This window comes from Paraburkholderia sp. D15, from assembly GCF_029910215.1.
Classification (GTDB): Bacteria; Pseudomonadota; Gammaproteobacteria; order Burkholderiales; family Burkholderiaceae; genus Paraburkholderia.
This window is the reverse complement of record NZ_CP110395.1, coordinates 1,898,608-1,922,332: the sequence shown is the minus strand read 5'-3', so window position 1 is coordinate 1,922,332 and position 23,725 is coordinate 1,898,608. Positions and strand designations below refer to the sequence as shown.

18 protein-coding genes are annotated in these 23,725 nt (G+C 64.2%); 11 read left to right on the top strand and 7 right to left on the bottom strand.

Translation table 11 applies throughout. The features are described from left to right. Positions 1-52 precede the first annotated feature (52 nt). The gene (locus LFL96_RS08260; protein WP_281000032.1) at positions 53-2,563 is read right to left on the bottom strand and encodes a penicillin-binding protein 1A; all 2,511 of its coding nucleotides are present in this window, start codon (positions 2,561-2,563) and stop codon (positions 53-55) included. A gap of 474 nt (positions 2,564-3,037) precedes the next feature. Between LFL96_RS08260 and LFL96_RS08255 the strand changes: the two genes are divergently transcribed. From LFL96_RS08255 to LFL96_RS08245, 3 genes are all read left to right on the top strand, one after another. After that, positions 3,038-3,784, top strand: coding sequence for a hypothetical protein (locus tag LFL96_RS08255; protein WP_281000030.1), 747 nt, complete (start codon positions 3,038-3,040; stop codon positions 3,782-3,784). Between the two features lie 476 nt (positions 3,785-4,260). Continuing rightward, positions 4,261-4,941, top strand: a complete 681-nt coding sequence (locus LFL96_RS08250) for a PspA/IM30 family protein (RefSeq protein ID WP_281000028.1) — start codon at positions 4,261-4,263, stop codon at positions 4,939-4,941. A 123-nt stretch (positions 4,942-5,064) separates the two neighbouring features. Beyond that, positions 5,065-6,270 (top strand): tetratricopeptide repeat protein, encoded by a 1,206-nt coding sequence (locus LFL96_RS08245; RefSeq protein ID WP_281000026.1) that lies wholly within the window; start codon positions 5,065-5,067, stop codon positions 6,268-6,270. Between the two features lie 139 nt (positions 6,271-6,409). On the opposite strand, the gene LFL96_RS08240 is transcribed toward LFL96_RS08245, so the two are convergent. Next, positions 6,410-7,138, bottom strand: coding sequence for a TetR family transcriptional regulator (locus LFL96_RS08240; RefSeq protein ID WP_281000023.1), 729 nt, complete (start codon positions 7,136-7,138; stop codon positions 6,410-6,412). A 145-nt stretch (positions 7,139-7,283) separates the two neighbouring features. Here LFL96_RS08240 and LFL96_RS08235 point away from each other — a divergent pair, with 145 nt between their 5' ends. From LFL96_RS08235 to LFL96_RS08215, 5 genes are all read left to right on the top strand, one after another. Beyond that, positions 7,284-8,774: an NAD(P)/FAD-dependent oxidoreductase gene (locus LFL96_RS08235; protein ID WP_281000021.1), complete on the top strand. Its 1,491-nt coding sequence runs from the start codon at positions 7,284-7,286 to the stop codon at positions 8,772-8,774. Positions 8,775-8,900: 126 nt separating this feature from the next. Then, complete coding sequence (locus LFL96_RS08230) at positions 8,901-9,920, top strand: alpha/beta fold hydrolase (RefSeq protein WP_281000019.1); 1,020 nt, start codon at positions 8,901-8,903, stop codon at positions 9,918-9,920. A 336-nt stretch (positions 9,921-10,256) separates the two neighbouring features. Continuing rightward, complete coding sequence (locus tag LFL96_RS08225; RefSeq protein WP_281000017.1) at positions 10,257-11,660, top strand: methyl-accepting chemotaxis protein; 1,404 nt, start codon at positions 10,257-10,259, stop codon at positions 11,658-11,660. A 187-nt stretch (positions 11,661-11,847) separates the two neighbouring features. After that, a complete protein-coding gene (locus LFL96_RS08220; RefSeq protein WP_280996340.1) occupies positions 11,848-12,987 on the top strand; it encodes an IS481 family transposase in 1,140 nt (379 codons plus the stop codon). 591 nt (positions 12,988-13,578) lie between these two features. After that, positions 13,579-14,523 carry an IS110 family transposase gene (locus LFL96_RS08215; RefSeq protein ID WP_280999422.1) on the top strand — a complete coding sequence of 315 codons (945 nt, stop codon included), beginning with the start codon at positions 13,579-13,581 and terminating at the stop codon, positions 14,521-14,523. 273 nt (positions 14,524-14,796) lie between these two features. Here LFL96_RS08215 and LFL96_RS08210 read toward each other — a convergent pair whose 3' ends face one another. From LFL96_RS08210 to LFL96_RS08195, 4 genes are all read right to left on the bottom strand, one after another. Continuing rightward, positions 14,797-15,615 (bottom strand): ABC transporter permease subunit, encoded by an 819-nt coding sequence (locus tag LFL96_RS08210; RefSeq protein WP_281000015.1) that lies wholly within the window; start codon positions 15,613-15,615, stop codon positions 14,797-14,799. Further along, entirely contained in the window at positions 15,615-16,544 is a 930-nt protein-coding gene (locus LFL96_RS08205; RefSeq protein ID WP_281000013.1) for an ABC transporter permease subunit, read from the bottom strand. Before LFL96_RS08205 ends, LFL96_RS08210 begins: the two co-directional genes overlap by 1 nt. Then, complete coding sequence (gene potA / locus LFL96_RS08200) at positions 16,541-17,707, bottom strand: polyamine ABC transporter ATP-binding protein (protein WP_281000011.1); 1,167 nt, start codon at positions 17,705-17,707, stop codon at positions 16,541-16,543. The genes LFL96_RS08205 and potA overlap by 4 nt, the downstream gene beginning before the upstream one ends. 93 nt (positions 17,708-17,800) lie before the next feature. Continuing rightward, a complete protein-coding gene (locus LFL96_RS08195; RefSeq protein WP_281000009.1) occupies positions 17,801-18,901 on the bottom strand; it encodes a polyamine ABC transporter substrate-binding protein in 1,101 nt (366 codons plus the stop codon). 507 nt (positions 18,902-19,408) lie between these two features. On the opposite strand from LFL96_RS08195, the gene LFL96_RS08190 reads away from it, so the two are divergent. The 3 genes from LFL96_RS08190 to LFL96_RS08180 all read left to right on the top strand — a co-directional run bounded on the left by LFL96_RS08190 (position 19,409) and on the right by LFL96_RS08180 (position 22,931). Continuing rightward, complete coding sequence (locus tag LFL96_RS08190; protein WP_281000007.1) at positions 19,409-20,713, top strand: Nramp family divalent metal transporter; 1,305 nt, start codon at positions 19,409-19,411, stop codon at positions 20,711-20,713. A 525-nt stretch (positions 20,714-21,238) separates the two neighbouring features. After that, positions 21,239-22,561: a phospholipase A gene (locus LFL96_RS08185; protein WP_281000005.1), complete on the top strand. Its 1,323-nt coding sequence runs from the start codon at positions 21,239-21,241 to the stop codon at positions 22,559-22,561. A 166-nt stretch (positions 22,562-22,727) separates the two neighbouring features. Further along, a complete protein-coding gene (locus tag LFL96_RS08180) occupies positions 22,728-22,931 on the top strand; it encodes a DUF1289 domain-containing protein (RefSeq protein ID WP_281000003.1) in 204 nt (67 codons plus the stop codon). Positions 22,932-23,044: 113 nt separating this feature from the next. Here the strand turns inward: LFL96_RS08180 and LFL96_RS08175 are convergent, their stop codons facing one another. Continuing rightward, positions 23,045-23,701 carry an OmpW family outer membrane protein gene (locus LFL96_RS08175; RefSeq protein ID WP_281000001.1) on the bottom strand — a complete coding sequence of 219 codons (657 nt, stop codon included), beginning with the start codon at positions 23,699-23,701 and terminating at the stop codon, positions 23,045-23,047. Positions 23,702-23,725 lie beyond the last annotated feature (24 nt).

Below are 23,725 nucleotides of genomic sequence, written 5' to 3'. Positions count from 1 at the left end.
CAAAACAACGTGGGCGGTCCCCCTGCCGGCAGACCGCCCACGCTTCACATCGTCATGGCTTGTTCGATTCGAACAGATCCATGATCTGCTTCTTCTCGTTCGACGACACGCTCGGCGGCGGCACCGCCGGCGGCGTCATGCCCGCCGGTCCGACGCCGCCCACCGCATCGCTCGCGCCGGCGGTCGGGTTCGCCGAATCCAGTCCGATGCTCGCGACGAAGCCGTTGCCCGGCGTCATGTCGGTATAGAACAGTTCGCCGTCCACCGCGGTCACGCCGTCAGGTTGGGCCGGCTCGCTTTGCGGAATGCCGCGCAGCGCGCGCTGCATGTACTCGACCCAGATCGGCAATGCAAGCTGCGCACCGAATTCGCGGCTGCCCAGACTCTTAGGCTGGTCGTAACCCATCCACGCGACCGCCACCAGCGACTGCTGATAGCCGGCGAACCAGCCGTCCTTCGCATCGTTGGTGGTACCCGTCTTGCCCTGCAGGTCCGAACGATGCAGCACGTTGGTGCCCGCGCCGGTACCGGCCGTGGCGACCGAATGCAGCAGACTGTTCATGATGAACGCGTTACGCGGCTCCAGCGTACGCGGCGCGTCGCGGCCCGCCGTCAACGGCTGCGCCTTCGACAGCGGCTGGCCGCGCGCATCCGTCACTTCGGCGATCAGATACGGATTGATGCGGAAGCCGCCGTTCGCGAACACCGAGTACGCGCCCGCCGACTGCAACGGCGTGACGAGGCCGGCGCCGAGCGCCATCGGCAGATACGGCGGGGTCTTGTCGGCATCGAAACCGAAACGCTGCGTGACGAAGTCCTGCGCGTACTTGGTGCCGATGAACGACAGGATGCGGATCGACACGAGGTTCTTCGACTTCTGCAGCGCGAGACGCATCGGCATCGGACCGTCGGGCTGATCGTCGTCCTTCGGCTCCCACGCGTCGCCGCCCGGCGTGCTCGACGGGAAGTACAGCGGCGCGTCGTTGATGATCGTGGCCGGTCCGAGGCCCTTGTCCAGCGCCGCCGAATAGATGAACGGCTTGAAGCTCGAACCCGGCTGACGCCACGCCTGGGTCACGTGGTTGAACTTGTTCTTGTTGAAGTCGAAGCCGCCCACCAGCGCGCGGATCGCGCCGTCCTGCGGCGTGAGCGACACCAGCGCGCCTTCGACCTGCGGCAATTGCGTGATCTGCCAGTTGCCCTTGTCGTCCGCGACGAGGCGCACGATCGAGCCGGGCTTGATCTTCGTGGCGGCCGTGGCGCGCGCGCTCAGGCCACCCGCGACGAAGCGCAGGCCGTCGCCGCTGATCGCCACCTGCGTGCCGTCCACCAGTTGCGCCTTCACCAGCTTCGGCGCGGCGTCGGTGACCACCGCGGCGATGATCTCGCCGTTGTCCGGGTGATCGGTGAGCGCGTCGTCGATCGCCTGATCGCGGTCGTCGCCCGGCGCGGGCAATTGCACGAACCCTTCCGGGCCGCGATAGCCGTGACGCCGCTCGTAGTCCATCACGCCCTTGCGCACCGCGTGGTACGCGGCGTCCTGATCCGCCGAGTCGATCGTGGTGGTGACGTTCAGACCGCGCGTGTAGGTTTCGTCCTTGTACTGCGCGTACATCATCTGCCGCACCATTTCGGCGATGTACTCCGCGTGCACGCTGTATTCGTTACCCGGATTGCGCGTGTGAATCTCTTCCTTCACCGCCTGGTCGTACTGATCCTGGCTGATGTATTTCAGTTCGAGCATGCGCCGCAGAATGTACTCCTGGCGGATCTTCGCGCGCTTCGGATTGACCACCGGGTTATACGCGGACGGCGCCTTCGGCAGCCCCGCGAGCATCGCGGCCTCGGCCAGCGTGATGTCCTTCAGATCCTTGCCGAAGTACACGCGCGCCGCGCTCGCGAAACCGTACGCGCGCTCGCCCAGATAGATCTGGTTCATGTACAGCTCGAGAATCTGGTCCTTGGTCAGCGCGCGCTCGATCTTGTACGCGAGCAGCATCTCGTAGATCTTGCGCGTGTAGGTCTTCTCGCTCGACAGGAAGAAGTTGCGCGCCACCTGCATGGTGATCGTGCTCGCGCCCTGCGAGGCGCCGCCATGCGCGAGGTCGGCGAAACCCGCGCGCAGAATGCCGACGAAGTCGACGCCGCCGTGCTCGTAGAAGCGGTAGTCCTCGATCGCGAGCACCGCTTTCTTCATCTGGTCGGGAATGTCCTCGAAGCGCACGATGCTGCGCCGTTCGTCGCCGAATTCGCCGATCAGCACGTGGTCGGCGGTATAGACGCGCAGCGGCACTTTGGGCCGGTAGTCGGTCAGCGCATCGAGCGACGGCAATTGCGGCCCCATCACCACCAGCGCGTAGCCGAGAATCAGCGCGCCCACCACCGCGAGCGTGCCGAGCAGGCTCGCGAACCAGATCGCGACGGTCGCGAAGATCGAACGACGGCCACGCCCATCGCGTTCGGCATCGCGCGAAGCCGCATTGCGTCCTGGAGTGCGTTGGTAGGAGTCCCGGTCTTCGCCAGCCGGAGAATTGGAAGAATGCGGTCGTTTGATGATTGGCATGACTGGAATAGTGGGCGCGTGACTGAACGCCTTTCTGCGCGCGCTCCTGGCGCACGCATGGATCGTGATCGAGCACCGCGGCCTCGGCGCACACCGCCGCGCGGCTTTGTGCCCCCGGCAGCCGCACGGCGCGCCCAGGACAGTGTCCGGCGCAACGTAACAGCGCATTTTAAAGAAATCAAGCGCGGCCGAAGCTAGTTTTTTTGTAAGAATTCCCTTCGCGGGTCCGACGTTCGCAATGCGCCGGTCAAGTCCCGCCAGGCCTTGCGCACACGGCTCGGGTTATCAACAGAAACTGTTGAAAGGCCTGTGGACAAGCTTGCCGGAATCGCTACAAGCCGTTGATGTCACGGGATTTTCACGCCGCGCCCGTTCCGCATCGAGGCAACTCGTCATATGATGGACGCGGCGCGTTGGCCGAATCCGCGCGCTGATGAAACGTCCCGCCCATGCCAACAAGTATGCGAGCCGATCATGAACAAGCCCAGCGAACGCATCGTCGTCTTCGTCACGCCCGCGCAGAAGCGCGCGATCGCCGCCACCGCCGAGAACCTGGGCATTAGCGTCAGCGAACTCATGCGGCGCGCGGTGCTGAGCTTCGGCGCGACCAGCGAGCAGGTGAAGGCCGCGAGCATCGTCGACCGGCTGCGCGCGCCGCGTGCGCCGGATGCGCTCGACGCCGCGTTGCAGCGCGTCGCGCGCGGCACGCGGCATGCGCGCGCGGCGTTGCCGGCTGCCTTGCAGACGCGCGCGGACAGCGAATCCGGCGCGGCCGCGGAAGACGCGCCCGGCGAAACGGGCGATGCGGCCAGCGGCGTGAGCGGCGATAGGCCGGGTACGCCGGGCACGGTGCAAGGGGCGAGTTCGAGCGCGACGAAGGTGTCGAAGCCCGCATCCGCATCGTCCACGACATCGACGCAACGGAAAGAACCTGCCCCGCTGCTACCCGCCGGCATCGCCGCCGCGCTGGCCGCCGGCGTGGACGAAGATGCCGCGGCAACGGAACAGGCGGTGGCACGCATGACCGCCGCCGAAGCCGCCGCCATCGACGACGCGACCGCGCCGCCTGGCGAGCCGAACGAAGCCGCCCGCGCCGGGCGCGACGAACCCTTGCAGGAAGCGCAATTGCGCCGCGTGCTCAAGCGCCCACGCGTCGACGCCTCGCGCGACGACGACGATCCCCGCACCGACCCCAGCACCGAAGGCGGCCGTTTCGCGTAACGACGCGCCGCATCCGCGCGACGCCACGCGAGCTTTCGGCGTTGCAAGCTTCATCGATCCGCTTACGCCGCACTACGTCGCACTACGTCGCACCAGGCCGCACTATGTCGCACACACATGCGCGACATATCGCGCGGGCAATGTGAGCCATTGCGTCATCGTTCCCTTTAAGCCGGATTTAAGCGATGCCGTGGTGTAATATCCGCGAGCCGCTGATTCATGGCCGCGCGTTTTTTAACTGCTGTGACTGCGTGTGACTGCGTGTGACTGTTCGTTATCGATTGAATGGCCGGACAAGTGCATCGAACAAACAAGGGGTGGAAGAAAATCCAGCGCCGCTATTGCATTTCGCGAGCGCGCCCCGAACTCCGGTCCGAACGTTGCGCAGCATCACGCGCGGCGGCGTACAGTAGCGGTTAAAAGCAGTGGGACGCGCCGGATTAACTCAGCGCCGATACTATTCTCTGGAGGTTTTCATGTCGCTTTTCGACAGCATTTCGCGCACGCTTAAAGGTCTCCTGAACGACGCAGCCGATTCCGTGCAGGACCCGTCGCGCGACTCGCGCCAGATCGTGCGCGAACTCGACGACAGCATCGCCAAGGCCGAGAACTCGTTGATCGAGATTCAGGCCCAGGTGGCCACGCAGCAGAGCAAGCGCGACGTCGCCGCGGACAAGGCAAAGAAGTATGAAGACGGCGCGAAGCGCGCGCTGCAATCCGGCGACGAAACGCTCGCGCGCGAAGCGCTCGGCGCCCAGGCCACGGCCGAAGCCGAACGCGATGCGCTGGCGAAGGAACTGACCACGCTCGAACCGTCGGTCGCGCAACTGAAGAGCCAGATCGAAGACATGCGCAGCCGCCGCAACGATCTGAACGCACGCTCGAACATCCTGCAGGCGAAGCAGCAGATCGCGCAGGCGAAAGATGTCGCGGCCACCGCGTTGGGCGGTATCGGCGGCAAGAATCTGTCGGAAGATTTCCAGAAGCTGGAAGACAAGGTCGCGTTGTCGAATGCCCGTTCGGACGCCCGCCTGAATTCCGCCGACGTGAAAAGCGGCAAGGCGCTCGACGACAAGCTCGCCGACCTGAACCGCGGCCCGTCCGTCGACGACCGTCTCGAAGCCTTGAAGAAGCAGCTCAATACGCCGGCTCAGTAAGCGCATCGGCCCGTCGTAAGTACCGGCCCGCGGTGGCGCATGCCACCGCGGGCGCGCCGGATCACCAGTGCGCTGGCGCCGGCAATGACTGAAGGAGACGGGCGCCCCGCGCCCGGTCCGCACATGAAAAAATTTCTCGCAGGCGCATTCGCATCCTTGCTGTTCGTGTCGGCCGCGGCGTTCGCGGTGCCCACGGTGCAGCAGATCGAATCCGCGATGTCGCAAGGCAACTGGCAGCAAGCCGATGCCGGTCTGAGCGAAGTGCTGCAGGCGCATCCGAACAACGCGCGCGCGCACTATCTGTACAGCCAGGTGCTCGATCGCGAGGGCCGTTACGCGGACGCGCTCGCCCAGGTGCAACAGGCCAAGACGCTCGACCCGCAGATCCGTTTCACCGACCCGACCCGCTTCGCGCAGACCGAGGCGCGCATCCGCAAGGACGCCGAGCGCGCGGGCGGCAATGCGGGCACGAATACCAGCCGCGCGCCGAATCCGTTCGCGCAGCAGAACGCGCCGGCCGTGCAGCAGCAATCGGCGATGGTGCCGCAGGCACCGCAACGGCATGGTCCCGGCATCGGCATGTGGATCGGCATCATCGTGTTGATCGGTGCGATCGCACTGGTGCTGCGCTGGACGCTGCGCCGCGCGCGCTCGCAAGGCGACACGCGCGCCGACGACGAACGCCGCGCGCAACTGAAGCGCGCCACCGAGATGCTCAACACCGTGCGTTCGCTGAAGCTCGACGTGAAGCTCTCCACCGTGCAGGGTCACGAGGCGCTGGAGAAGGAAGTCGAGGCGACCGAAGATCAATTGCGCGGTCTCGTCGAAACCTTGTCGAACGGCAAGAATCCGGTGCCGCCATATCAACTCGACGAACTCGAACAACGGCTCGGCAGCATGCGGGCGCGTGCCGATGGGCGGCCGGATCCGTACGCAGCACCCGCCGCAGGCGCACAGCAGCCGTATGGACAATCGCCGTATGCGCAGGAAGCCGAGCGGTTCGGCAACCCGCCGCAAGCGCCCTATCCGCAGCAAGCACCGTATCAACAGCAGCCGCAGGTCATCGTGCAGCAAGGCGGTGGCGGTTTCGGCGGCGGCATGGGCGGTCTGCTGACCGGTGTGCTGCTCGGCGAGGCGCTGAACTCCGGCCGTGAGCGCGTGGTGGAGCGCGACGTGATCGTCGACGACGAAACGCGCCGTCGCGGCGGCAACGATAACGGCGGCGGCCTCGATTTCGGTCAGGGTTCGAACGACTGGAACGACGGCAACGGCGGCGGCATCGACATGGGCAGCAACGACGATTCCGGTGGCTGGAGCGACGATACCTGAGTCGCGATGCAGCGCAGACTCCGAATCACACGCAAGCGGTAAAAACAGACAGGCTCCTTGGACAGGAGCCTGTTTTTTTATGCCCGCGCCTTCCTCACATCAGGTCACGACACGATACGTCACATCACGTCGCTTCGAATCACACGACGCCGCGTAGTGCCTCCGACGCACCACCCGCTTCATGCTGCGCGAGCAGCATCGACCCCGCGAACAATCTGACGATAAACCGCTCCGCGTACGCGACCAGCGCCTCGCGCCGCACCTCGTCAGCGCCGATATATTCCGCCGACAGATGAAACAGTTGCAGCACGATCTGCGTGCAGACTTCGTCGACGGTCCCGCGCGCGAGCGTCGGCATCAGCTTCAGTTGCACGACGTCGTCCGCCATTTCCGCCGACACCTCGTGCAGATTCGCGCGCACCGCGTCGCGTAAGGCCGGCGACGTGCCGTGATACTCGGCCAGCGCGCTCAGAAACGCCTCGCGGTTATCGAGCGCGAACGCGAAGAACGCGACGCACGCACGACGCGGCACGCTATGCGGTTCGTCGTGCGCGGCAAGCCAGCGCTCGCGCCGCAGCATCGGCCGCAAGCGCCGGCTGACCGATTCGACCGCCGCGCGGGCGAGATCGTCGAGCGTGTCGAAATGACGGTAGAACGTGTTGGGGTTGAGGTCCGCCTCGCGCGCCAGTTCGCGCAGACCGAGACTCGCGAAGCTGCGTCCGCCCGCGGTCAGCCGCAACGCGGCTTCGATCAGCTTGCGCTTGCCGGCCGGCAGGTCCTGCGCGGCAGTGAGATCTAAAGCGGAGTCGGGTGCCGTGGGAGCCGGGTGTGAGCCCGTGGCGCCAGACACGTCGGGGACGGATGTCATGAGTCTTCAATCACCGCGCGCCATGCGCGTTTAATAGCGGTACTCTAAACGATCTTGACGTGCAGTGTACAGTTGTCTACCCTGCGCGTTAGATCGGAGTAGACATGTGTAGACTCTCGAATTTCGTTCCCCGCTGGAGATGACCGTGACGCCCGCCTCCCCTTCTTCATCCGCCACGCCGCGCATCGTCATCGTGGGCAGCGGCTTTGCCGGCCTCGGCATGGCGATCCGTCTGCAGCGCATGGGCATCACGTCGTTCACCGTCTATGAAGCGGCCGCCGGCATCGGCGGAACGTGGCGCGACAACACCTATCCCGGCGCGGCGTGCGACGTGCCCTCGCATCTGTACTCGTTTTCGTTCGAGCCGAATCCGGCGTGGTCGCGCGCATTCGGCGGCCAGGCGGAAATCCTCGCGTACCTGCAGCATTGCGCGCGCAAATACGGCGTGGCGCGCTATGTACGTTGCAATGCACGCGTGGCGGCCGCGCGTTTCGATGCGGCGAGCCAGACGTGGCGTGTCGAGATCGACGTGGACGGCGTGCGGGAAATCGTCGAGGCCGACGTGGTGATCGCCGCGAGCGGTCCGCTCTCGCGTCCGGCCATGCCGCAGATCGCCGGGCTCGACCGCTTCGAGGGCAAGCTGTTTCATTCGGCGCGCTGGGACCATGACTATCCGCTCGAAGGCAAACGCGTCGCGGTGATCGGCACCGGTGCGAGCGCGATCCAGTTCGTGCCGCACATCCAGCCGCGCGTCGCGCAACTCGATCTGTTCCAGCGCACCGCGCCGTGGATCATGCCGAAGCCCGACAAGCCGGTCGGCCCGCGCGCGCATTGGCTGTTCCGGCATCTGCCGTTCACGCAGCGCTTCGTGCGCAGCGCGATCTACTGGCAACTCGAATCGCGCGCGATTGCCTTCGTCGTCAATCCGAAACTGATGAAGATGCCGATGAAGTTCGGCCTCAGCTATCTCGAACGGCGCGTGCCCAACCCCGAACTGCGCGCCAAGCTGACGCCGAACTACCGGTTCGGCTGCAAGCGCGTGCTGCTGTCGAGCGATTACTACCCGGCGCTCGGTCAACCGAACGTCGACGTGATCACCACCGGCATTCGCGAGGTCGTCGCGGAAGGCGTCGTGACCGAGGACGGCACGCTGCATCGCGCGGACGCGATCATCTGCGGCACGGGTTTTCAGGTCAACGACGTCGGCGCGCCGTTCGAGGTGACCGGGCTGAACGGCGCCGATCTCGGTGCGCTCTGGCTGCGCGACGGGCCGGAAGCGTATCTCGGCGTCAGCGTCGCGGACTTTCCGAACTTCTTCATGATCGTCGGTCCGAACACCGGGCTCGGTCACAACTCGATGATCTACATGATCGAGTCGCAGGTGCAGTACATCGCCGACTGTCTGCGCACGCTGCGCCGGCGCCGGGCCCGCACGATGAATCTGCGCGCCGACGTGCAGCGCGATTTCAATGCGCGTCTGCAGAAGAACATGCAGCACTCGGTCTGGGTCAGCGGTTGCCATAGCTGGTATCAGACGAAGAGCGGCAAGGTGACGGCGCTATGGCCGGGCTTCACGTTCAGTTTTCGCAAGCGTACGCGGCGCGTGCGGCCGGACGAGTATCGTTTCGCGCGCTGACGCGGCAGGTTGCGGTGGATGGTGGTGGATTGCAGCGGCTTGCAATGGATTGCGGCGCATTGCGATGGCTTTTGATGGCGGTTCCGCGCCGTTCGAACTCAACGAACTACAAGGGAGACAAGCACCATGGCAAGCATCGAATCCACCTCGCCCGCATCCGCTTCTGCGTCGCTACCGCGGCGCTCCGTCGCCGCGCGCCTGGGCATCACCAGCGTGTCGCGCGACGAACTGCGGCGGCGTTACACGCAGACCGGCTCGCGCTTCGTGCAGATCATGGGCACCGACGTGCACTACGTCGACGAAGGCCAGGGCGACACGCTCGTGATGATCCACGGTTTCGCGGCGTCGCTGCATACGTGGAATCGCGTCGCCGATGAACTCAAGCGCACGCATCGCGTGATCCGTCTCGATCTGCCGCCGTTCGGCGTGACCGGACCGCTGCGTTCGAGCCGTGGCGAGATCGAGACGATGAACCTGCCCACCTACCGGCGCTTTATCGATACGTTCATGCAGGCGCTCGGCATCGGCCGCGCGACCTTGATCGGCAACTCGCTCGGCGGCCTGATTTCGTGGGACTACGCGGTGCGCCATCGCGGCGCGGTCGAGCGTCTGGTACTGATCGATTCGGCCGGCTTTCCGATGAAGCTGCCGATCTACATCGACCTGTTCAATCACGCGCTGGTGCGCATGAGCTCGCCGTGGTGGCTGCCCGAACCGATCATCAGGAGCGCGGTGCGCAACGTGTACGGCGATCCGCGCAAGCTCGATGCGCTCACGTTGCGGCGCTATGTCGATTTCTTCCACGCCGAGGGCGCGCGCGCCGCGATCGGCAAGATGGTACCGACGCTCGACTTCAAGGAAGTCGACACCGATTCGCTCAGAACGCTCGACGTCCCCACGCTCGTGCTGTGGGGCGCGAAGGACCGCTGGATTCCGCCCGCGCATGCCAACGAATTCGCGAGCCGGATTCCGGGCGCGCAATCGGTGATGTACGCGGGGCTGGGGCACATCCCCATGGAAGAGGCGCCGGAGCACGTGCTGGCGGATCTGGACGCGTTCCTGCGGATGCCAGTGGCTAATGCCGCAATGGGTGCAGCGGTGGGTGCCGCGGTGAATGCAGCGAACCGGCGCGCGCCCACCGTTTAACCGCCGCCGAGCAGGCGCAGCAGTCCCCACAGAAACTTGCAGATCATCACGATCAGCTCCCACAGATGATAAAGCTGCTGCCAGCCCGCAACGCGAGCGAAGGAGTCGATCATGATTACCGGAGCGAGAAAGTGGCGCGGCGCAAGGCAGCGTGGGGGGAATCAGGGTGAGTGAGGGTCAGTGTAAGTAGGCGCATGAGCGTCCATCATAACGACTGCGGGATTGCCCGTATCAAGTCGGTTGAAAGTCAGCCGTAAACGCATCGGAGAGGCGCTGCATCCGCAAGGGACGACAGCGCGAGTCGTGCGCGGTCAACGCGCCATCGAGGAGACGTCAATGATGCGTTTCAACTTTCGCAGACGGGCCCGGTCACAGGGTGTCGTCGGCGATATCGCCGCACAGGCCGGCAAACTGGGTATCGAGATCTGCGACGTATCGGGCCACGTCGACGAAGTGGCCGCGCGCGTGCAGCACCAGGCGCAGGTGTGCCGCGCGTTGCGGGAGTCCGCCGCGCAGACGCTGGCGGGCAATCACCGCATTGCCAGCGCCGCGCGCGAAATGCGCAGCGTATCGGCCGAAGCGGCAACCGGGGTGCAGTCATCGCAGCAGACGCTGGAGGCGTCGCTGGCCGACATTCACGGGCTGGTGGAAGGCGTGACGGTGATCGAGAGTCAGATCGGCGCGTTGCGCAGCGCGCTGGCGCATGTGAGCCGGGTCTCCGAGGAGATTTCGCTGATCGCTCGCCAGACGCATCTGCTGGCGTTGAACGCCGCGATCGAAGCGGCGCGCGCGGGCGAATCCGGCAAGAGTTTCGCGGTGGTGGCGGCCGAGGTGAAGAACCTGTCGGCGAAGACCGCGCAGGCCACCGGGCAGATCGAAACGACGCTTGCGCAACTTACGCAGCAGACCGAGCACCTGATCAGCGAAGGTTCGCAGAACACTGCGCGGGCGCATCGGGTCCGCGAGGGCACGCGCAAGATCGGCGACGTCGTGCATGCGACGGGCGATGCGATCGCGCAACTCAATACCGAGGCGGGACAGATTGCGGCGTTGACCGGCGAGATCGAAACGCAGTGCGATGGGCTTGAGGCGCAGGTGCTGGAGATGGCGAGCGGCGTCGAGGATTCGAGCGAGAATTTCGTGCAGGCGCGCAACCGCCTCGGCAATCTGCTGGGCGTATCGGAGACGTTGATCGAGTTGACGGCCGCGACGGGGGTCGAGACGGGGGATACGCCGTTTATCGACGCGGTGCAGCGGGCGGCGGCGGCCGTGGGGAAAGTGTTCGAGGCGGCGGTGGCGCGTGGGGAGATGTCGATCGAGGATCTGTTCGATCAGCACTACGTCGCGGTTGACGGCAGCAATCCGCCGCAGTTTGTCACGCGGTTTACGGCGTTTACCGATCGGGTTTTGCCGGCGATTCAGGAGCCTTTATTGAAGCTGGATCCTCGCGTGGCGTTTTGTGCGGCGGTCGATTTGCGCGGGTATTTGCCGACGCACAATCTTAAGTTTTCGTTGCCGCAGCGCGAGGACGTGGTCTGGAATATGGCGAATTGCCGGAATCGACGGATGTTCGACGACCGGACGGGGATTGCCGCGGCTTCCAGTATCAAGCGGTTTTTGTTGCAGACTTATCGTCGGGATATGGGGGGTGGGGAGTTTGTGCTGATGAAGGATGCGTCCGCGCCGGTGTTTGTTGGCGGGAGGCATTGGGGTGGGGTTCGGGTGGGGTATCGGGTTTAGGTTTTTTTTGTCTATGCGACGGTTTGTTTTTTGGCCTTTCCTTGTATTCTTATTGGTCTATTTGCGTTGCCCCTGTGCGGGGCGGCACCTACTTCTCTTTGCCGCGGTGTATGGACCGGAGACATAGGTAACGGGTGTACGGAGACATGGGTAACACTCTTGGCGAGCGAATCGCCTGGAGCCGGTCATGCCCTGGAATCCGAGAGACACCATGAATCTGCGTCTGGAATTCGTCCATCTGGCCTTGCAGGAAGGCGCCAACCGTCGCGACCTGTGCCGGCGCTTTGGCATCAGTCCGAAGACCGGCTACAAGTGGCTTGAGCGCCACGCGCAGGGCGGCGTTGCCGCGCTGACAGATCACTCGCGCCGCCCCCTGCAGAATCCGGCGCGCACGCCACCGTCAGTCGAGCAGCAGGTAGTCGAACTGCGGCGGGCACACCCCGCCTGGGGTGGACGCAAGATCAGCCGGCGTCTGTGCGACCTGGGCCACAGGGACGTGCCGGCCCCGAGTACCGTGACGGACATCCTGCATCGTCACGGGCTCATCGACCCGGCTGCCTCCGAGGCCGCCACGGCCTGGCAGCGCTTCGAGCATGCACAGCCCAACGATCTCTGGCAGATGGATTTCAAGGGCTGGTTCGACCTGCAGGACGGCCGCCACTGTTCGCCCCTGACCCTGCTGGACGATCATTCGCGCTACAACGTGACGCTCGATGCCTGCATTCGCACCGACACCCGGATCGTGCAGCATCATCTGCAGCGCACCTTCCGCCGCTATGGGCTGCCGCGGCGCATCAACGCGGACAACGGTTCGCCGTGGGGCAGCCCCAGCCAGCCGGGCCAGTTGACCGAACTGGCCATCTGGCTCATCCGGCTGGGTGTGCGCCTGTCACACAGCCGCGTGGCGCATCCGCAGACCAACGGCAAGGAGGAGCGGTTTCACCGCACGCTGAAGGCCGAGGTGATCGCCGGACGCCACTTCAGGAATCTGTCCAGCGCGCAGCAGGCGTTCGATGAGTGGCGCACGGTCTACAACCATCAGCGCCCACATCAGGCGCTGGACATGGCGACCCCGGTTACGCGTTATCGACCGAGTCCGCGCGCCTATCCGGAGATCCTGCCGCCAATCGAGTACGGCGAAAACGATCACGTGCAGTGCGTGAAGTGGAACGGCGAACTACGCTTCAGGAACCGGCGATTCAAGGTATCAAATGCATTGCAGAACCTGCCCGTGGCCATCCGCGCGCGCGTCGATGAAGAGAACTGCTACGACCTGTTTTTTGCGCATCACCGCTTCGGAACCATCAACCTGAACCAGCAGGAATGAGCGGATCATGTGTTACCCATGTCTCCGCACATCTGTTACCTATGTCTCCGGTCTAAACACCGCGGCAAAGAGAAGTAGGCAAGAGAAAGCCGCTCACACCGCCAGCTCATAAGCGGGCGCCTCGCACAGTATTGTTAGTGGTCCATCTGGAATCCGTGCCCTCGCGCATTCCGCGCTAGTGACAAAGGACTCATTCATCCCGTCTCGCGCTGCGCGCTCGGCGGAGCGGTACGCCCCGAAACGGAGGGCGGCGTTAGATTTACCCGGGGGCGCGCGTAGCGCCGCCCGAAGAATGACTGCTGTGCCACGAACGCGAAATGCGCGGGGGCACGGATTCCAGATGCACCACTAACAATACTGCGCGGGGGACCCGCTTAAGAGTTAGCGGTGTGAGCGGCTTTCTCTTGCCTACTTGTATATTCCCTCCTGTGACGACGACCCGATCAGTTGTCGCCACAGGGACAGTCAGCTCGTCTGCCTTCAGTGCTTCGAGCACGCAGAGAAGCTTGAGCGACTGTCCTTTTCATCCTCATAACCCGAACAGTTGACGGAGCCTCGAGCTCGTATTTTCCTGCAAGTATGGGTACCACGATGAATCCTGTTTCTTCCGTTTATATCGGCATCGACGTCAGCGGCACAACGCTCGACATCGCCATTCACGACACGACCGACCATTTTCGTGTCGACAATGAGCAGACCGCCATCGATCAACTGGTACAACGTCTCATCGCGTTGAACCCCACCCTGATCGTGATGGAGGCCACCGGCAAGCTCGAACTCGCCGTGCTCAGAGCCCTCTGCGAGGCGGGTCTGCCCGCTGTCGCCGTGAATCCCCGGCAGGTGCGCGACTTCGCCCGCGCGACCGGCATGCGGGCCAAGACCGATCGCATCGACGCCTTTGCCATCGCCCGTTTCGCCGCGGTCATCAAGCCCGTGGTGCGCCCGCTCACCGATGTGCAGACCGAGCAGTTGCAGGCCCTGCTGCTGCGCCGCGCCCAGCTCGTGGACATGCTCGTGGCCGAGAAGGCCCGTCTTGAGCGCGCCCACGCCGCCGCCCGCGAAAGCCTGAATGACCACATCAAATGGCTCAAGCAGCAGATCAGGATCGCGGACAACGATATCGACTCGTTCCTGCGCTCGTCTCCCGCGTGGCGTCAGAAGGAAGATCTGCTGCGCTCCGTGCCCGGTATCGGTCCCGGCGCCGCCGCAACGCTGATCGCCTTCATGCCGCAACTGGGTTCGCTGAACCGCCGCGAGATCGCCGCGCTCACCGGCGTCGCTCCGTTCAATAGCGACAGCGGCAAACACATCGGCAGGCGTCGCATTCAGGGCGGGCGAGCCGTCGTACGGCGCGCTCTTTACATGGCCTGCGTGCCCGCGCTGCGCTTCAATCCGACCATTCGCGCTTTCTATGACCGGCTACGCGAGGCGGGCAAGCCGTTCAAGGTCGCCATCACGGCGTGCATCCGCAAGCTCATCGTCACACTCAATACGATGGTCCAGCATGACACGCACTGGAGGCCGTCGATCATCTGAACTTCTTCAAGCGTTCTTACCGAAGGCGCGATCGGAGATCGTGCGGCATGCGCTCGCCTGTACGTCGCCGGCGGATCGACATGTGATCCGCCGCCCACCCGATACCCGTCGCTTGACTTCCAATACGGTTGCTTCTCTTTGCCGCGGCAAAGAGAAGTAGGTGCCGCCCCGCACAGGGGCAACACTAATGGACCACTAACAATACAAGCAAAGGCCAAATAACCAGAAAAAAACCACAAAAAAAGCATCACCCAGACAAACAAAAAAAAACCATCAAACCGCCATCACCGCCCTCTTCCTCTCAGCCCGCTGCATAAAATAATTCGCAACCACCACCCCAACAGTAACCACCGCAATAAACAACGTAGCCAACGCATTCATCTCCGGATTCAACCCCAACCTGACCCGGGAAAAAACAACCAGCGGCAACGTCGTCGACCCAGGCCCCGACAAAAACGCCGACAAAACAAGATCATCGATAGACAAGGTAAACGACAACAACCACCCCGAAACCAGCGCCTGCGAAATCAACGGCAACGTAATGAAGAAAAACACCCGAACCGGCGTCGCCCCAAGATCGAGCGCAGCCTCTTCAAGAGAAGGATGCAGCTCCTTAACCCGCGACTGCACAATAATCGCGACATAAGAAATACACAGCATCACATGCCCGATCCAGATGGTGAAGATACCCCGCCCCGCGGGCCATCCCAGCCACTTCGCCATCTCGATGAACAGCAGCAGCAACGAGATCCCCTGAATCACCTCGGGAATCACCAGCGGCGCATTGATCATCCCGGTGTAAAGCGTGAACCCGCGAAACCGCCCCATCCGCGCCAGCACGAACCCGGCCCACGTGCCGATAATCACCGACGCGAACGCCGTCAGCAACGCCACCCGCAACGACAACCACGCCGCCGCGATCAACTCGTCATCCTGCAACAACGCCGCATACCACCGCGTGGAAAACCGCGTCCACACCGTGACGAGCTGCGACTCGTTGAACGAATACACCACCAGGCTGACGATCGGGATATACAGAAACAGAAACCCGATCCCCAACGCAATCCACTGCAAAATCCGGTTCGGCTTCATCAGCGCCTTTCCTCCATCGCCTTCGCCTGCGCGTACTGGAAAAACGCCATCGGCACCAGCAGCAACAACACCATCGCACACGTCACCGCGGAGGCCATCGGCCAGTCGGCATTGTCGAAGAACTCATTCCACATCACGCGGCCGATCATCAACGTATTCGCGCCGCCAAGCAGTTCCGGAATCACGTACTCGCCCACCGCCGGAATGAACACCAGCAGACAGCCGGCAATGATCCCGTTCTTCGACAGCGGCAGCGTGATCTGCCAGAACGCCTTCCACGGCTTCGCACCGAGGTCGTACGCCGCTTCCAGCAGCGTCATGTCCATCTTCACCAGATGCGCGTACAGCGGCATCACCAGAAACGGCAGGTACGAATACACCATGCCGATATAAACCGCCGTGTTCGTGTGATACAGCTCGATCGGCGAATGAATCAGCCCGATCGACATCAGGAAGTTGTTCAGCAAACCGTTGTTCTTCAGAATGCCGATCCACGCGTACACGCGAATCAGGAACGACGTCCAGAACGGCAGCATCACGGCCATCATCAACAGATTGCGGCTCGCCGGATTCGATCGCGCGATGTAATACGCCATCGGATACCCGATCAGCAGGCACAACAGCGTCGAGATCGCGGCGACCACCACCGAGTTCACATAGGTCGCGAAATACAGGCTGTCGGTCAGCAGAAACGCGTAATGCGACAGATCGAGCGTGATGTGTATCGCGCCGTCCGCGAATGTCGACAGCTCCGTGTACGGCGGAATGCCGAGCTGCAGATCCGCGAAGCTGATCTTCACGACCAGCAGGAACGGCACGAGGAAAAACAGCAGCAGCCAGACGAACGGCCCGGCCACCACGGCGGTGCGGCCCGTCAGATTGAAGCGCCGCACCGGCCAGTTGGCGAGGGAATGGAGCGAGCGTTTCATGAGGTCAGCACCACACCGGCCGATGCGCTCCAGCGCACGTACACTTCGTCGCCCCACGTGGGCGTATCGATCTCCGTCAGCGCGAGACTGGTCACGTTGGCGATCACCGTTTTGCCTGCGTCGAGCTTCACGTGATAGAGCGAATAGCCGCCCATGTACGCGATATTCGTGACGACGCCCTTGCCCCAGTTGTACGCGCCCTCGGGCGGCTTGCGCGTCAGCGCGATGCGCTCGGGCCGCACCGAGATCGTCACCGGCATGCCGAGCGGACCGGTAATGCCGTGGCTCACGTAAAGACGGCACGGCAGGTCCGGCGTGTCGATGAACACGTGATCGGGTTCGTCCTCGACCACGTTGCCGTCGAACAGATTGGTCGAGCCGATGAACTCCGCCGAAAAACGGCTGTTCGGGAATTCGTACACTTCATGCGGCGTGCCGAGCTGCACGATCTCGCCCTCGCTCATCACCGCGAGGCGGCTCGCCATCGTCATCGCCTCTTCCTGATCGTGCGTGACCATCATGCAGGTCACGCCGACCTTGTCGAGAATGTTGACCAGCTCGATCTGCGTGCGCTGACGGATCTGCTTGTCGAGCGCGGACATCGGCTCGTCGAGCAGCAGCAGCTTGGGCCGCTTGACCAGCGAACGGGCGAGCGCCACGCGCTGTTGCTGACCGCCCGACAGCTGATGCGGCTTGCGCTTCGCGAAGCGGCCCATCTGCACGAGTTCGAGCGCGGTCTGCACGCGGTCTTTCAGCTCGGCTTTCGGCACGCCTTCCTGCTTCAGACCGAACGCGACGTTCGCCTCCACGGTCATGTGCGGAAACAGCGCGTACGACTGGAACATCATGTTGACCGGCCGGCGATACGGCGGCAATTGCGCGAGGTCCTCGCCGTCGATCAGGATCTTGCCCGAGGTGATGCTCTCCAGCCCGGCCAGCATGCGCAGCAGCGTCGACTTGCCGCAACCGGAACTGCCGAGCAGCGCGAACAGCTCGCCCTTCTTCACCGACAGATTGACGCCCTTGACCGCCACGGTCTCGCCGAACTTCTTGACGACATCGACGATCTGGACGAACTGGTCCGCGGCGGCATCCGTCGCGGCGCTCGAACTGAAAGACGGCGCGGCGGTTCCCGCCAGTGCGCCCGACTGCTCACTACTCATCACAATGCTTTACTCCGGCGTTTGACGAACAAAGCCCCCGGTGGACGCCGAGGGCTTCTTGATGATGCGCTAACCGTTCACGCGAGCCGCGGATCAGCGGCCGGACTTGAACTCGGTCCACAGCCGCGTCTGCAGACGCTGGATTTCCGGCGGCAGCGGCTTCAGCAGGAACAGGGTCTTGATGACTTCAGGCGGCGGATAGACGGCCGGATCGTTCGCCACGTCCTTGTCCACGTACTTGCGCGCTTCGAGGTTGGCGCTCGGGTAGTAGACGGCGTTGGTGATCGCGGCATGCACCTGCGGCGTTTCGATGTAGTTGATCCACTCGAGCGCGGCTTCCTTGTTCTTCGCGTCCTTCGGAATCGCCATCACGTCGAACCAGACCGGCGCGCCGCCCTTCGGAATGTAGTACTCGACCTTGTACGGCTTCTTCGCCTCGGCCGCGCGATGCTTGGCGATCACGACGTCGCCCGACCAGCCGTACGCGAAGCACACGTCGCCGCCGACCAGATCGTTGATATAGCCCGACGAATTGAACTGCGTGATGTACGGGCGGATCTTCTTCATCATCTCGAGCGCGGCGCGATAGTCGGCCGGGTTCGTGCTCATCGGATCCTTGCCGATGTAATGCAGCGCGGCGGCGAACATCTGGTCCGGCGCGTCGAGCACGGACACGCCGCAGGCCTTCAGCTTCGAAATGTTTTCCGGCTTGAAGAGCACGTCCCAGCTATCGAGCGGCACGTTCTTGCCGAGAATCTGCTGGGCCTTGGTGACGTTGTACGCGAGGCCGGTCGTGCCGTATGCCCAAGGCACCGTGTACTTGTTGCCCGGATCGGCGCCGGCCACCAGCGCCATCAGCGACGGGTCGAGGTATTTGAGGTTCGGCAGCTTCGACTTGTCGAGCGGCGCGAAGATGCCGGCCGCGATCTGCTTGCCCGCATAGTTGCTGGTCGGCACGACGATGTCGTAACCCGAGTTGCCGGTGAGCAGTTTGGCTTGCAGCGTGTCGTCGCTGTCGTAGTTGTCGTATTTGACCTGGACGCCGGTCTGCTTCGTGAAGTTCGGAATGGTGTCCTTGGCGATGTAATCGGACCAGTTATACACGTTCAGCTGCGTATCTTTCGCAGCGGCCGTCAACCACGGCGTCGCGCACAAGACCAGCGCCGCCACCTGCCCCACTACCCGTCTTTTCATTCCGTTCTCCGATCCTGACCGGCTCAGGCCGGCCGTCCTCACCCACGCCGCGGCAACGCGCGCACGGCTCCCCTGAAAAACCCGAAAACTACCATTAATTATTGCGCGCACCAAAAAAAATGCCGGGCTGTCGCGCAAACGGTACAGCGCAAGCCGTACCGCTGGAAAATTGGCCGCAATTTTAGCGGGTTATTCGCGCGTGTCTACCCGAAAAAAAGCCGACTCGCGCCGCGCTGTCAGCTGGTTGTCAAACTCATGCGGCCTCGGTGCGCGGCGACCCGATCCGCATTCCGGTTTTATAGACCATGCAGTCGATTTTTATGCCGCCCGGCTAAGCTCGCGGCACGCGTAAACGGTCACGCGCACGACGGTGCACAATAGCTCTCGACGCCATCGCGCGATCAGTACGATGACGATGCGCGCGACACGCAACGATCCGCCGCGCCACGCAGCCGGCGCGGCGGGCACGTGGCTTGCACGATCAGGCAGTCTCGAACCCGGGCATTCATGAACACCCATCCCTCCGCCATGCGTGAGCACCGGCGCCGGCGTCTGCCCGGCGGCGGGCCCGTGCGTCCGGCGCGCTGGTTCGCGTTCGTCGGTGCGGGCGCGCTGATCGCCGTCGGTTATATCGATCCGGGCAACTGGGCGACCGCGCTCGGGGCCGGCGCGGGCTACGGCTACCGCCTGCTCGGCATCGTGCTGCTGGCGAGCCTGATGGGCATGCTGATGCAATGGCTGTCGTCGCGCCTGGGCGTGGTCACCGGGCGCGATCTCGCGCAGATCTGCCGCGAACGCTCGAGCCCACGCGGCACCCTGCTGCTGTGGCTGACCAGCGAGGTCGCGATCATCGCCTGCGACGTCGCCGAGGTGGTCGGCAGCGCGGTCGCGCTGCAGTTGCTGCTCGGCGTGTCGTTGACGGTGGGCGTGCTGATGTCGGCGGTCTGCACCTTCGCGCTGCTCGCGCTTCAGCATAACGGCGGCCGCAAACTGGAAGTGGTGATCGCCGCGCTGATCGGCTTCGTCGGGCTGTGCTTCGTGATCCAGGTGGCGCTCGCGCGGCCCGACTGGCATGCCGCGCTGGCCGGCACCGCGCCGAGCGTCGAATTGCTGCGCAACGCCGGCATGGTGTGGCTGGCGGCGGGCATCGTCGGCGCGACGGTGATGCCGCACAACCTCTATCTGCACTCGGCGCTCGTCAAGCAGCACGCGCCGGACGGCGGCGACGCGCAGATCCGCGCCGCGCTGCGCGTCGTCAATCTCGATACCTTCGGCTCGCTCGCGTTCGCATTCGTGATCAACGCGGCCTTGCTGATCGTCGCGGCGGCCGTGTTCTACAGCAGCGGCCATCGCGACGTCACCGATCTCGCCGATGCGCATCGCCTGATCGCGCCGCTCGTCGGCACGCACTGGGCCGGCATCCTGTTCGCGGCGGCGCTGCTCGCGTGCGGATTGAGCGCGACGGTCACCGGCACGCTGGCGGGGCAAACGGTCATGGAAGGCTTCCTGCAGATCAGCCTGCCACGCTGGCAACGCGCGCTGCTGACCCGCGCGCTGGCGATCGGACCGGCGCTCGTCGCGGTCGGCCTGTTCGGTCCGCACGGCTCGAACCAGCTGCTGGTGGCGAGCCAGGTCGTGCTGAGCCTGCAACTGCCGCTCGCGGTCGTGCCGCTGATCCGCTATACGTCCGACGCCACGCTTATGCGCGGCTGGCGGGTTCGCGGCATGCCGCTTGCACTGGCGTGGTTCTCCGCCGTGTTCATCGTCGTGCTGAATGCCGCGCTGCTGTGGCAGTTAGCGGTCGGCGGGTGAGGCGAGGCCTGGCTATGCCGGATCGAGCGTGTCGTCTCTACCTGGCGATGCAGTGATTTTGTAAGTATTCTCAAGCTTGCGGATCCAGCGAGCGTGCTTATCGACCTGGGTCGCGCAGCGAGCCGTGGGATTGTCGTGCAGCGATCGCGATGGGGTCGCGCTCGTCGTGCCGTGGTCATGTCGTGGTCGTGCCTCTGCTGTGCCTTTTGTTTCGACGCGGCTGCCGGATGGTTGCGGCAGCCGTTTTTGTGCCGTCTCCGTCGTCATCATTTCGCGCGCCTCCGGCATTGCTCGCGGCCTCCTGCGCTTTCCCGCGCGGTCGATGCCGGTGCGCTCGCCGTCAGTCCGTCCGACGCCGTGCCTATCTCGCCCGTCGACGTTGCCGCCTTACCTGGACACCCGCCCATGCGCCTGCCCGTTTCGTTCGACCGTGTTGCTTCCCGCACTACTCGCACTTCTCTCGCTTCTCTCGCTTCTCTCGTTCCCCCTCCTTCGCCCGCTCAGCGTCACCTCGCCATCCACCGATTGCTGCCCCGCCAGGCAGTCGCAGCGCGCCCGCCGCTCGCTTCGATTCCCGCGCGTGCCGCGCGCTTCACGCACGCCGCCCTGCTGTGCGCATTCATCGCCCTGGGCGGCTGGAGCGGCGAGGCCTGCGCGAGCGTTGCGATGTTGCAGCCGGCGCGCGTCGCCGCGGCCAACGAACCGCTGCAGATCACCCTGCTCTATTCCGCCGACGATGCCAGCCCGCTCACCGTCACCGTGCCCCCCACGTTACGCGTGACGCTGAGCGCGGCCGAACAATCGCCGCAGCCGCTCGATCTGCAACGCGAGCCGGGCGTACCCGACACGCTGCATCTGCGACCCGGCCAGTTCCGCAAGGTGCATTTCGCCGCGCCCTGGCCGCAAACGGCACGCGGCGAGGTGCGCATCGATCCGGTCGGTTTCGATGCATCGCCCGCGCTCGTCGCGATCAATCGCGGCCCGCAGCAGGACGCCATCGCCCAGGCCGAGCGCTCGGAGGCTCACGCGAGCACACCCGCGCAGGCCGCGGCGACAGCCGCGCGCGTCGACGGCCCGGACGGCGACGCGATGTCGCCGCCCGGCGATTCGCTCTCCACCACCGGACGCGGCGTGCTCGCCCACGTGTCCTACTACGAGCCGATGTACTTCGCCGCCGGGCACAACGGCGACACCAACGCGCGGCTGCAGCTGAGCTTCAAGTACCGTCTGCGAATCCCGGACGATCTGCGCTCGAAGGCCTTCACCGACAACCTGTATTTCGCGTACACGCAGACGTCGATCTGGGACCTCTCCGCCGATTCGCGCCCGTTCCGCGACACCACCTACTCGCCGCAACTGTTCTACTACGTGCCGGACACCGGCTGGCGGAGTTCATGGTTCACGCGGATGGGTTTCGCCGCCGGTTTCGCGCACGAATCGAACGGCAAGGCCGGCAACGACTCGCGCAGCATCAACCTGCCGTTCATCCGGCCGACATGGGAGTTCGGCGATCTGACGGCCAACCATCTGACGGTGTCGCCGCGCATCTACTACTACCTCGGCACGAGCAACAATCCGGATATCGCCGATTACCGCGGCTATGTCGACCTGCTGGTCAAATACGGCAGCCCGGACGGCTGGCAACTCGCGACGACGCTGCGCAAGGGCACCAAGCACTGGTACGGCAGCGTCGATACGCAGTTCACGTATCCGCTGGCCAAACTGCTCGGCAGCGCGTGGGGCGGGTATCTGTTGATCGGGTACTTCAACGGCTACGGCGAGGATCTGCTGGACTACAACAACCGGCAGCACTGGATGGCGCGGATCGGGTACAGCATCGCGCGGTGAGCGGTGAGCGGTGAGCGTTGAGTTGCGATGCCGGCGCGCGCGACACAAACGCCGCCGGATGCTGCCAGACGCACGTGGACCCCGGCCAGGTCCACGCGCCTCGCCGAGCTACGGGGCGCGCATCGGTTAACATAGCGGGACTCCGCTTTTCCGCTCAAGGTTTCCGATGGCTTCGAATCTCCACGCTCTTCCCGACAGCCCGTGCATCGGCGTCTGCTCCACGCTTTTCGACGAAGTCTGCAAAGGCTGCGGCCGCACCGCCGCCGAAGTCTCGAACTGGGTCTTTCTGAGCGACGAGGAAAAGCGCGCGGTGTGGGTGCGCATCGAGCAAGAGGGCACGGCGATGCGTTTCAAGTACGACAAGATCTAGGCTTCGGTCCGGCTCGCGCGCCGGACCCGATTCGCCGGACGCCGTATCGGGCACGTCCCGCCCGTGGCGCTCGTGCCACCCTTCCCGCCCGTCCAGCAACATTCACACGACGGTCAGAACCGCATCCCCACGCCCAGACCCACTACCACCGGGTCGATATTCAACCGTCCCAGCGACTGGCCGCCGAGCGATGCATCGGTATGCATCCAGATCTTCTTGATGTCCGCGTTCACGAATAGCGACTTCGTCACCTGCACGTCCACGCCCGCCTGCAAGGCCGGGCCGAAACTGTGATTGCTCACCGAAATCGGCGCACCGCCCGCGTTCAGACCGTTGTTGTAGAACAGCGTGTAGTTCAGACCCGCGCCGACGTACGGCCGGATTTTCCCAGCGTGATTGAAGTGGTATTGCAGCAGCAGCGTCGGCGGCAGCACGTTCACGCCGCCGAGATTGCCGAGACTCGACGTCAGTTGATGCCGCGACGTGCCGAGAATCAACTCGACGCCCAGGTAGTCGCGGATCATGTACGTCAGATCCAGTTCCGGCACGATCGCGTTGTTCACGCCGACGTTGAGCGTCGACAGCGTCTGGCTGGTGCCCACGTTCGGCATGATGCTGATCGCGCGCAAACGCACCAGCACGTCGCCGGCGTGGATGCCGTTCAAGGCGTCGTCGCCGGCCGCGTGCGCCTGCGTCGCCATCATGCCCGCGCCGAGCAGACCCGCCGCGAACGCGACGGTGCGGATACCGTTTCTGAGTGAGAGCTTCATCTGCTTCCCCGATGTTGTTTGCAT

Bases quoted from the DNA above. Each gene is read 5' to 3' on its own strand.
- LFL96_RS08250 (WP_281000028.1), top strand. From the start codon at position 4,261: ATGTCGCTTTTCGACAGCATTTCGCGCACGCTTAAAGGTCTCCTGAAC.
- LFL96_RS08210 (WP_281000015.1), bottom strand. From the start codon at position 15,615: ATGAAGCCGAACCGGATTTTGCAGTGGATTGCGTTGGGGATCGGGTTT.
- LFL96_RS08240 (WP_281000023.1), bottom strand. From the start codon at position 7,138: ATGACATCCGTCCCCGACGTGTCTGGCGCCACGGGCTCACACCCGGCT.
- potA (WP_281000011.1), bottom strand. From the start codon at position 17,707: ATGAGTAGTGAGCAGTCGGGCGCACTGGCGGGAACCGCCGCGCCGTCT.
- LFL96_RS08215 (WP_280999422.1), top strand. From the start codon at position 13,579: ATGAATCCTGTTTCTTCCGTTTATATCGGCATCGACGTCAGCGGCACA.
- LFL96_RS08180 (WP_281000003.1), top strand. From the start codon at position 22,728: ATGGCTTCGAATCTCCACGCTCTTCCCGACAGCCCGTGCATCGGCGTC.
- LFL96_RS08190 (WP_281000007.1), top strand. From the start codon at position 19,409: ATGAACACCCATCCCTCCGCCATGCGTGAGCACCGGCGCCGGCGTCTG.
- LFL96_RS08255 (WP_281000030.1), top strand. From the start codon at position 3,038: ATGAACAAGCCCAGCGAACGCATCGTCGTCTTCGTCACGCCCGCGCAG.
- LFL96_RS08195 (WP_281000009.1), bottom strand. From the start codon at position 18,901: ATGAAAAGACGGGTAGTGGGGCAGGTGGCGGCGCTGGTCTTGTGCGCG.
- LFL96_RS08220 (WP_280996340.1), top strand. From the start codon at position 11,848: ATGCCCTGGAATCCGAGAGACACCATGAATCTGCGTCTGGAATTCGTC.
- LFL96_RS08225 (WP_281000017.1), top strand. From the start codon at position 10,257: ATGATGCGTTTCAACTTTCGCAGACGGGCCCGGTCACAGGGTGTCGTC.
- LFL96_RS08245 (WP_281000026.1), top strand. From the start codon at position 5,065: ATGAAAAAATTTCTCGCAGGCGCATTCGCATCCTTGCTGTTCGTGTCG.
- LFL96_RS08205 (WP_281000013.1), bottom strand. From the start codon at position 16,544: ATGAAACGCTCGCTCCATTCCCTCGCCAACTGGCCGGTGCGGCGCTTC.
- LFL96_RS08260 (WP_281000032.1), bottom strand. From the start codon at position 2,563: ATGCCAATCATCAAACGACCGCATTCTTCCAATTCTCCGGCTGGCGAA.
- LFL96_RS08230 (WP_281000019.1), top strand. From the start codon at position 8,901: ATGGCAAGCATCGAATCCACCTCGCCCGCATCCGCTTCTGCGTCGCTA.
- LFL96_RS08175 (WP_281000001.1), bottom strand. From the start codon at position 23,701: ATGAAGCTCTCACTCAGAAACGGTATCCGCACCGTCGCGTTCGCGGCG.